Annotated in this window: 9 protein-coding genes; 3 read left to right on the top strand and 6 right to left on the bottom strand. The window is 64.4% G+C overall.

The features are described from left to right. The first annotated feature begins 425 nt into the window (after positions 1 to 425). Together P7F60_RS29760 and P7F60_RS29765 are read left to right on the top strand one after the other, a co-directional pair. Entirely contained in the window at positions 426 to 725 is a 300-nt protein-coding gene (locus P7F60_RS29760) for a helix-turn-helix transcriptional regulator (protein WP_277921128.1), read from the top strand. Further along, entirely contained in the window at positions 722 to 1,957 is a 1,236-nt protein-coding gene (locus P7F60_RS29765; protein WP_277921129.1) for a type II toxin-antitoxin system HipA family toxin, read from the top strand. The genes P7F60_RS29760 and P7F60_RS29765 overlap by 4 nt, the downstream gene beginning before the upstream one ends. 135 nt (positions 1,958 to 2,092) lie before the next feature. Here P7F60_RS29765 and P7F60_RS29770 read toward each other — a convergent pair whose 3' ends face one another. Further along, positions 2,093 to 3,802: an EAL domain-containing protein gene (locus P7F60_RS29770; protein ID WP_277921130.1), complete on the bottom strand. Its 1,710-nt coding sequence runs from the start codon at positions 3,800 to 3,802 to the stop codon at positions 2,093 to 2,095. A gap of 400 nt (positions 3,803 to 4,202) precedes the next feature. Here P7F60_RS29770 and P7F60_RS29775 point away from each other — a divergent pair, with 400 nt between their 5' ends. Beyond that, complete coding sequence (locus P7F60_RS29775) at positions 4,203 to 4,754, top strand: transcriptional regulator (protein WP_277921137.1); 552 nt, start codon at positions 4,203 to 4,205, stop codon at positions 4,752 to 4,754. Between the two features lie 105 nt (positions 4,755 to 4,859). Here the strand turns inward: P7F60_RS29775 and P7F60_RS29780 are convergent, their stop codons facing one another. The 5 genes from P7F60_RS29780 to P7F60_RS29800 all read right to left on the bottom strand — a co-directional run bounded on the left by P7F60_RS29780 (position 4,860) and on the right by P7F60_RS29800 (position 9,190). After that, positions 4,860 to 5,750: a LysR family transcriptional regulator gene (locus tag P7F60_RS29780; protein WP_277921131.1), complete on the bottom strand. Its 891-nt coding sequence runs from the start codon at positions 5,748 to 5,750 to the stop codon at positions 4,860 to 4,862. A gap of 160 nt (positions 5,751 to 5,910) precedes the next feature. Next, positions 5,911 to 7,176, bottom strand: a complete 1,266-nt coding sequence (locus P7F60_RS29785) for an amidohydrolase family protein (protein WP_277921132.1) — start codon at positions 7,174 to 7,176, stop codon at positions 5,911 to 5,913. Positions 7,177 to 7,188: 12 nt separating this feature from the next. Further along, positions 7,189 to 8,238 (bottom strand): LLM class flavin-dependent oxidoreductase, encoded by a 1,050-nt coding sequence (locus tag P7F60_RS29790; protein WP_277921133.1) that lies wholly within the window; start codon positions 8,236 to 8,238, stop codon positions 7,189 to 7,191. Between the two features lie 93 nt (positions 8,239 to 8,331). Beyond that, positions 8,332 to 8,838, bottom strand: coding sequence for a flavin reductase family protein (locus P7F60_RS29795; RefSeq protein ID WP_277921134.1), 507 nt, complete (start codon positions 8,836 to 8,838; stop codon positions 8,332 to 8,334). Positions 8,839 to 9,013: 175 nt separating this feature from the next. Further along, entirely contained in the window at positions 9,014 to 9,190 is a 177-nt protein-coding gene (locus P7F60_RS29800) for a hypothetical protein (protein ID WP_277921135.1), read from the bottom strand. Positions 9,191 to 9,305: the final 115 nt, after the last annotated feature.

Below are 9,305 nucleotides of genomic sequence, written 5' to 3' on the forward strand. Positions count from 1 at the left end.
GACCGCAATGGCGAATATGCATTCATCGGGACGACCATTCTGGCGATAAAACGGAATCTTTATTCAAACTGCCGCCAGTATCCGTGATTCCGGCCCCGGCGCAAGGCGATTTTGGTTAACGATCGGTCGACGGCCAACCCGGAATTCATCTTAACGCCTTGTTAAAACATGGATATCGCCTGAAATACCTTGAGGGTGCCGCTGCATTTCCCTGTTGGCAAATCGGCGCTCCCGCTTCGAAAGGCCTCTGCGCCTGCTTGTAACATCTGCCGGCAGGGGAGGGGATGAAGGAGGACGAAGGAGAATCGATTCGCATGCGCGATTCCTTGCCATGGAAGCGCCTGTGACGGCACATTTGTCTTGAAGTCTTGTGATATTGCTATTATTTTAGCACTTATCCGTCATTTTCGGAGTTAATCGCCATCATGTTCGCATTTCAGATGACATCTCCGATGGAGGTGATGGCGCAGCTCGCGGCGCGGGCGAAACGGCGGCGAATCGAGGCCGGTCTGACGCAGCGCGAGCTTGCCGAAAAGGCGGGAATTTCCTACGGCTCGCTCCGGCTGTTCGAGATGCGGGGCAAGGCCTCGCTGGAGGCCGTCGTCAAGATCGCCTTCGTCCTGCAGGCCGAGGCGGAATTCGACGGCCTGTTTCCGCCCCGGCCGCCAAAGACCATCGCGGATGTCATCGAACCGCCGGTACGGCAGAGGGTGCGCAAGCCATGAAATTCACGCCGGTGCGAAAGATGGCGGTGGATCTGGATCTCGAAGGGGCGGTGCGGCGGCTGGGAACGCTCGCCTGGAGCACGGCCGAAAGGCGGGCCTATTTCGAATATGCGCCGGAATTCCTGGCTGCGCCGCTGCTGGTCTCGCCCTTTCACCTGATGGCCGAGCCGGGCGTGCGGCCGGCTCCGCGCGATCCGTTCGACGGGTTGCACGGGCTTTTCAACGACAGCCTGCCGGATGGCTGGGGGCGGCTGCTTCTCGACCGCCGGCTGCGCAAGGCCGGCATCGACCATCACATGCTGACGCCGCTCGACCGGCTTTCGGCGGTGGGGCAGGGGGGCATGGGCGCGCTCGCCTACCGGCCGGAACTGGCCGAGGAGGGGCGCGGCGACGGCGATCTCGACTGGTTCGTCGAGCAGGTCGAGATGATCCAGGGCAACATGGACACCGCCGACATCGATGCGCTTCAGGGCGCGCAGGGCGGCTCGGCCGGCGCACGGCCGAAGATCATGATCGGCTTCGACCGCGGCCGCGACAGTTTCGTCATCGATTACGGGCAGGCGCTGGCGCCGGGCGAGGAGCGGTGGATCGTCAAGTCCCGCAGCGCCGAGGATCCGCCCGGGATCGGCGCGGAGGAGCAGGCCTATGCGCTGATGGCCCGCGCCGCCGGGCTGCGCATGGCCGAGACCCATCTGTTCCACACGCGAAAGGGCAACCGGCTGTTTGCGACCAAGCGCTTCGACCGGATGCCGGGCGGACGGCTGCACATGCACACGGCGAGCGGGTTGCTCAACGCCAGCCACCGCGAAGCCTCGGTGAATTACGCGATGCTGCACAAGCTGACCTTCCTGATGACCCGCGACAGCGGCGAGGTGCTGGAAATGTTCCGGCGCATGGTCTTCAACATTTATGCCCGCAACCGCGACGACCATGCCAAGAACCATGCCTTCCTGATGGGCGCGGACGGTCTCTGGCGCCTGTCGCCGGCCTACGACCTGACCTTCTCCGCAGGCCCCGGCGGCGAACACAGCGCCGACGTGGCGGGGGAGGGCAGGGCGCCCGGGACCGCGCATATGTTGAAGGTCGCCGAGGCGGCGTCGATCAGCCCGCGCATCGCGAAAACCGCGATCGACGAGGTGCGCGCCGTCATCGCCCGCTGGCGCGATTTCGCCGACGAAGCCGGCCTCGCCGCCGCCCGCCGCAGCGAACTGGACCGGTTGTTGAACGGCTGACCGGGATTTTCGGCGTGTCGCGCGGGGGGAGGGCGCTGGAGCGCAGTCGCGCCGGGACGACCTGCGATGACGGCGCAGGAGGAGGCGCCGATGACGATCTGGATCAGCGCGCCCCGCCGGCCGCAACGCGATCGACTATGCGACGTTTGGCATTGAACAGGCAGAGCCTGCCGCTCTCCTGCCCAGCCATTCGCAGCAGGTCTCGGCTGGAAGCGGCTTTGCAAAATAATAGCCCTGGCCTTCGTCGCAGCCGATCGAACGCAGGAAAATCGCCTGCGCCTCGGTCTCGATGCCTTCCGCGGTCGTGGTGAGGCCGAGCCGCCTTGCGAGCAGGCTTATCGTCTCGATGATTGCCGCCGCTTCCGGCTTGTGCGCCATATCGGCGACGAACGAACGATCGATCTTTATCTTGTCGATCGGAAACCGATGCAGATAGGACATGGACGAATACCCGGTGCCGAAATCGTCGAGAGCGATGCGCACGCCAAGCGCCTTGAGCGCTTGCAGAATTCCGGCAACGCGCTCCTTGTCGCTGATGAGAAGGGATTCGGTGATCTCGAATTCTATGCGAAACGGATCGATTCCCGTTTCCCGAATGACGCCCTCGACGAGCGGCAGGAGGTCGTCGCCCTCGAACTGCTGGGGAGACAGGTTGATCGCCACGCCGATACCGTCCGGCCACGACCGGGCGGTATGACACGCCTGCCTTATGATCCAGCTGCCCAATGTCCGCATCTCGCCGATTTCCTCGGCGACCTTGATGAAATGCTGCGGCGGGACGGCCCCGAGTTTCGGGTGGTTCCACCGCGCCAGAGCCTCGTAGGCCGCCGTTTGCTGCGATTGAAGATCGACCAGGGGCTGGAAGTGCAGTTCCAGACGGTTCTGGTGGATGGCTTCGCGCAGGTCGCATTCGAGAGCGAGGCGCGCCTTCAGCTCGGCATCCAGCTTGGGATCGAAGAAGCGGAAGGTGCCGCGGCCCGCCATCTTGGCGGAATAAAGCGCAATATCCGCATTCTTCAAAAGCCCCTCCGGCGTATAGGCGCCTTGAGCCATGTAGCTGATGCCGACGCTGACGCTGACATTGACCTGTCTTCCATCGAGTGCAAACGGCGCGTCCATCAACCTGCACAGAGCCTCGGCGATGTGGCGGGAATGACCAAAGATATGGTTCGCCACCACAAGCAGCGCAAACTCGTCGCCGCCCAGCCGCGCGATCCAGCGCCTTCCGGGGGGCAGTTCTTCGAGGCGCCGGGCCAGTTCCTTGAGGACCGCGTCGCCGGCATCGTGGCCATGGGTGTCGTTGATGCTCTTGAAGTAGTCGATATCGATGAGCATCAGCGCCAAATCGTTGCCTGCGCCCGGATCGCAAGCAAGCGCGGAGAGAACCTGTTGAAACCGCCCCCGGTTCGCCAATCGGGTCAGCGGATCGTAGTTTGCGGTTTCCCTCAGATTGCGAAAGCGCAGGACCAGATGCGTGATCGAAAGAAGCAGGAGAAGCGCCAGCGTCCCGGTCAGCCAGATCGTCACCTTGGTGCTGATGAGTATGCTGTCGCCCAAGGAGAGGGTCAGCTGGTTTGACATTCCCTGAACGCTGTCCAGCGGAAACGGCGCTTTCAGCAGATGGCTGCGGCCGATGTCGTAAAGCCGGGTCGCGAGATGAAGCTGAACGATGCTGGCGCTGACGGCGGCGGCAAGCACGGTCGAAATCGCACCCAGAATGTATAATTCGGGCCGCCTGACTACAAATCTTATCAAGCTGTTCAGCATTGTTCGGGCTCTAGGTGTAAAAACTGTCGGCGCCGCCGTTCGACGACGCGGAGATACAGGAACGCGGCCCGGTCTCATCGAGACTGCCTCGATCGCGCTTGACCCGTTCTGCGGGTATAGTGCGAGCGCACGATTAACAAAATGCTGCCGGCCCGTCCCAGAAATCGCAATCCTGACGGCATTGACAGGCCATGGGCGATGCTACCGATAATTGCATGCGCAGGAGACCGGACCGGGAGCCGGTCCGCTTAACCGCCAGCGGACGCTGCCGGCGCCCTCCGCGGCCAACCAGTGCCGAAGTTTCCGCCCCGGCCGGCGTCTAGCGGGGCCGCGCTTCAAGGGCGATTGCGGCGGAACCTGATGGAAGATCGGGGGTTAGCCAGGCATACGTTTTGTCCGGCAACCGAAACATGCCCGGAAAGGGCGATCGATGGAATTCCTTCCGGTTGAGCCGGACTCTGCTTCAGGGTGTCGGGCAATACGCGTCTTCATGGATTTCGAAGCCTCTTCTCTGGGCAAGCACAGCTACCCGGTCGAGATTGCATGGCTTTTCGAGGATGGCCGCGCCCGGTCTTTCCTGATCCGGCCGGAAGCCCAATGGACCGATTGGTCGGCCGAGGCCGAAGCGATCCACGGGCTTTCGAGAGCGCAACTGCAAGCCGAAGGCGAGCCGGCGGGCGTCATCGTTGACGAGATGCTGGCGACGCTGTCGGGCGAGGATCTGTATGCCAGCTCACCCTCCTGGGACGGCAAGTGGTTGAGCGTGCTTCTGCGCGCGGCCGGGCGACCGCGTCATGCGCTTCGCCTTCGCAAATCCGACGACGCCTTTGTCGACGCCGCAAGCGCCATCCTCGGATCGTCGGCAAGCCCGGCCGAAATCCTCAGCCTGGTCGAGGGCGTCATCGCAAGGACGAAACCGCAAGACCTCGTCCACCGCGCCTTGCCCGACGCCCGGCTCGAACTCGACCGATTCAACCGGGTATGCCTCGAGGCCCGGACCCTTTCCCGCCAGCGGCGACCGTCGTCGTGAGGCATGAGATACCGCGCCTGTTTGCGCAGGACGCGCGCCTGTGACGCTGCGGCCGAACGAACGCCGCCTTGCGGCCTGACTGAGAGCGGAGCTTACCGGAGGGGGCTATTTGACGTTCCAGCGTTTCTTGAATGCCACATTCCGTTCGCTGCGCAGCCGCGCCATCTCCTGCAGATCCTGCAACACCGGCGGAAACCATTCGCTGTGCATCAGGCGTTCCAGATAGGAAATCCACACCGAGCGGGAGAACGCATTGATCCCGGGGACGACGTAAAGCTCGCCGCGCTCCACCTTGTCCTCGATCATGCGGATCGGAAAATAGGCGGAGCCGCCGCGCCGTTCGATCCATTGCAAAGCCCAGGAGCCGTGATTGATGGTCACCGGCGGGGTGATGTTTTCGGGCTGGAGCTTGGCGTGCTCCATCCGGAAATCCGGTCCCCATTCCACATAGGTATATTCGGGATGCCAGGCGGTTCGGCCGCGCGGCGTGGTCGAGACCAGCACGAGCTGTTCGTCGTAGAGGAAATCGAAGGCGACATTGGTGCGCGGCCGGGCGTCATACATCAGCGCGGCGTCGTAAATTCCCTGGGCGAGGCAGGCGTTGAGATTGTCCGCCGTCTTGTTTTCGATCAGCAGGGAGATGCCCGGCCGCTCCTGGGTGATCTTCAGCACCCAGTCTTCCATCACGCCCTGCCAGAGGCCGGGCTCGGCCCCGACCCGGAACAGCGTCGAACGCTCGATCGGCAGCGTCACTTCCTGCCGCGCCTGCTGCCAGACCTGGATCAGCATTTCGGCATAGGGCCGGAAGGCCCAGCCGGCGGCGGTCGGCTCGACGCCGGCGCGGTTGCGCAGGAACAATTTTTGCCCGATCCGGTCCTCCAGCGAATTGATCCGCATCGTCACCGTCGATTGCGTGACGTTGAGGATCTCGGCCGCGCGATTGAAATTGCGATGTTCGAGAACGGCGAGGAAAGTCCGCGCAAGGGAGATGTTCATCCGGGTCCGCCCGCTGGAAGGATTTTGAGGGCAGCAGCGGCCCGCCGCCCGCCGGAGATCCTCCCGCGAAAGGCCGTCTGCGAAGCGCCAAGCCTAGGGGCGACGCCAGCCAAAGGCAAGCCGCTTGTCCCGCCCGCAGCCGGCCGGGAGCGGCTCTGCGTCACAGATCGACGGCCGGCCAGGGATCGGTCACGTCGATGCCGTTGCGGTAGACGCGGCGCAGCCCGCCCTCCCGTTGCAGAAGATAGATATCCTGCAGGGGGTTGCCGTTCACCAGGACGATGTCGGCGCATTTTCCGGCGTCGAGCGTGCCGATCTCACCGGCGAGATCCAGCGCCTCGGCGGCGGCGGATGTGGCGGTCTCCAGGGCTTTTGCCGGCGTCATGCCGAGCTCGACATAGAGTTCCAGCTCGCGCGCATGCTCGCCGAAGCGGCAGAGATTGCCCGAGGAATCCGTTCCCATCGCGATTTTGACGCCGGCCGCGATCGCCTTGAGGATCGAGCGCGACTGGTTGGCGCGGGCAATTTCCAGCTTCGCCAGCCCCTCCGCCCTGGCGCCGCTCGCCGCACCCCGACGCAGGAGCGAGTCGGTGATGGCGAGCGTCGGCACCAGCCATGTGCCCTGCTCGACCATCATGGCGATGCATTCGTCGTCGAGATTGGTGCCATGCTCCAGCGTGTCGACCCCGGCGAGCAGGGCGCGCTTGATGCCCTCGGTCGAATGGGCATGGGCGGCGACCTTCAGGTCGTAGTCATGGGCCTCGCTGACGATGACTTTCAGCTCCTCGACCGTGTAGTTCGGCCAATGGACCTTGTCGTCGGCGGAAAGCACGCCGGCGCTGGCCGTGACCTTGATGAAGCCGGCGCCGAGCTTGCGCTGCAGGCGGACGACCTTGCGGCACTCCTCGATGCCGTCGGCGGTATCGAGATACTGGCGCGGCCAGGCGGCGGGGTAGAACAGGTCGCCGCGCCCGCCGGTCATCGAGATCACCCAGGGCGCCACCAAGAGGCGCGGGCCGGGGATGAGGCCGCGCTCGATCATCGCGGCAAGCTCGACGTCGCCGCTTTCCCGGTGGCCCATCACCCGCAGCGTCGTCACCCCCGCCTTCAGCGCCCGCAAGCCGTTGCGCACGCCATGCAGCAGTTTTTTGGTGCCGGGCACCAGCGCCCGGTAGGTGGCGTTGTCGACGATCCTGCCATAGTCCGAATTGGTGGCGAGATGCACATGGATGTCGCAGAGGCCGGGGATCGCCGTCGCCCCGGTGCCGTCCACCACTGTTGCCTGCGGCCCGGCGCTCAGCGTGCCGGTCGGGGCGATGGCGGCGATCCTTCCGTTTTCGATGCGGATCGCCATGGCGGTTTCGACATGCTCGCCGCGGCCGCGCCAGACGGCGACATTCTCGATCAGGGTTTCCTGGATGGTCATGTCCTGCCTCGCTCAGACCAGTTCGGCGGTCTTTTTCATCGATGTCGACCTGAAATGCGGAATGACCTCCTCGGCCACCGCGCGGGTGCTTTCGAGCGTATCCGCCTGCGAGGCGCCGAAATTCATCGTCAGGCTGACGCGGTCGATGCCGAGATCGGCATATTCGCCGAGCTTGTCGGTCATTTCCTGCGGCGTGCAGATCAGCAGGTTCTGCTCCAGCTCCGCCAGCGTCTGCTTGCGCGGCAAGACCCTCGCCATGCCGGCATCGACGATGCCGGGGCCGGTGAAGACATTGTCGAAACGCGTGTAGTGATACTGCGCCTCGGCCAGTTTTTCACGCTTGTGCGCTTCCGAGCGTGTGACGGTGGCTGACCGCGACAGCGTCAGCTTGAGCTTTTCGCCCGCCTTGCCGAGCTCCGCCTTGCCGCGCCGGAAGGCATCCACCTGGGCGTGAAAATGCTTCCTGTCGCCGGAAAGCGGGGTGGTCAGGATGTTGAAGCCGCGCTTGGTGCAATGATAGATCGCCTCAGGCTGCAGCACGGCCATCATCATCGGCGGGCCGCCGGGCCGCATCGGGCGCGGCATGACGGTCAGCGCGTCGAACTTGTAGTATTTTCCGTCCCACGACACTTCCTCCCGCGACAGCAGCGCCTGCAGCACCGCCAGCGACTCGTCGAAGCGCTCGCGGGTCTCGGCCATGGGAACGCCGAGGCGCTCCATCTCGAAGGCATAGGCCCCGCGCCCGACGCCGAGGACCAGGCGGCCATTGGTGAAGATATCGGCGACGATGACCTCGCCGGCATAGGTGCGCATGTCGTGCAGCGGCAGGACGACGACGCCGGTGAGGATCTCGACATGCTTCGTATGGGCGGCGATCTTGACCGCCGCCGTCAGCGGCGCCGGCATCACGCCCAGTTCCAGAAGGTGATGCTCGGTCACCGAGACCGAGGCGTAACCCAGCCTGTCGGCCAGGATGGCCTGGTCGAGCATGTCGGTGTAGAGGCGTTCGGAGCCATAGGACTTGTCGTGATAGTCCATGGAGAAGTGAAGATCGAAGTCCATGAGGCGTTCCCTTTTTCTGGCAATGGCGATCCGTTCCGCAGTCGCGGCTGCGCATGCGGTTGTTGTTTCCGGGCTTAACTCGGCTGTGCCGCCTCAGGCGGCGGTCAGTTGCAGGCGGCGATAGGCGCCGTCATGATAGGTCAGCGGCGGGCGCTCGGCGGTAAAGGCATGGGCGACCTGGCCGAAAAAGATGGTGTGGCTGCCGTGGACCACCGATTTCGCCAGCCGGCAGGCAAAGACGGTTGCGCCGCCGAGCCCGGCGGCCAGCCCCGGCATGTCGATCAGTTGCTGCCCTTCGAAGCGGTCGGGCCGCGCGGCGTCGAATTCGCCGGTGAAGGCGCGGGCGACGTCGCGGTTTTCCTCGGCAAGGACATTGACGGTGAAGACGCCGTTTGCCTCGACCTGTTCGCAGATGCGGCTGCCGGCGCGCAGGCAGACCAGCACCGTCGGCGGATCGGCCGAGACCGAGCTGAAGGCGCTGACCGTGGCGCCGTGGCGTCCGGCAGGCCCGTCCGTCGTCACCACCGTGACCGAGCAGGCGACATGCCGCATCGCCCGGATGAAGGCGTCGCGAGACGCATCCAATGCGTATTTTTCCATATTCGTTCCCCGTGACATCGTGCGGTTGATCGGGCGCAGGCGTGGGTGACGGAGCGCATCGTACGGGTCTGTCCGGGCTGTCGCGGAGACCGTGCCGGCACACCGTTCGCCTGCTGTCCATCGACTATGCCAAGCGGGGCATTGCTTGGAAAACGAAACTTTGTGGCGATTTAAATCAGTTTTTCCAATCGATAGGCCGCTTGCCGCAGCCGGGCGCGAGGGCGTGGACGAGGATTTGCGCGTGCTTGACGAATTTGGCGCCGGTCGCCGTCAGGTCGGCGTCCGGCTCGAAGCGTCGCAGCAGCGTCTGGCCGAGCACGTCCTCAGGACGTTTGCGCGCGTTGATCGGCAATGGCCGTGGCGAGCGGGTTCATGTCAGTCCGCCGGCATGACGGCGTTGACCAGACGGATGCATCCGTCGAGGCCGTTGCGCATCGCGCCGTCGTCGTGGCGGCGCTCCCAGTCGA

The organism is Rhizobium sp. YJ-22 (assembly GCF_029601685.1).
In the GTDB taxonomy this organism is placed as follows: domain Bacteria; phylum Pseudomonadota; class Alphaproteobacteria; order Rhizobiales; family Rhizobiaceae; genus Metarhizobium.

Coding starts and splice junctions, on each gene's coding strand:
- P7F60_RS29760 (WP_277921128.1), top strand. CDS start 426: ATGTTCGCATTTCAGATGACATCTCCGATGGAGGTGATGGCGCAGCTC.
- P7F60_RS29765 (WP_277921129.1), top strand. CDS start 722: ATGAAATTCACGCCGGTGCGAAAGATGGCGGTGGATCTGGATCTCGAA.
- P7F60_RS29770 (WP_277921130.1), bottom strand. CDS start 3,802: ATGAGACCGGGCCGCGTTCCTGTATCTCCGCGTCGTCGAACGGCGGCG.
- P7F60_RS29780 (WP_277921131.1), bottom strand. CDS start 5,750: ATGAACATCTCCCTTGCGCGGACTTTCCTCGCCGTTCTCGAACATCGC.
- P7F60_RS29785 (WP_277921132.1), bottom strand. CDS start 7,176: ATGACCATCCAGGAAACCCTGATCGAGAATGTCGCCGTCTGGCGCGGC.
- P7F60_RS29790 (WP_277921133.1), bottom strand. CDS start 8,238: ATGGACTTCGATCTTCACTTCTCCATGGACTATCACGACAAGTCCTAT.
- P7F60_RS29795 (WP_277921134.1), bottom strand. CDS start 8,838: ATGGAAAAATACGCATTGGATGCGTCTCGCGACGCCTTCATCCGGGCG.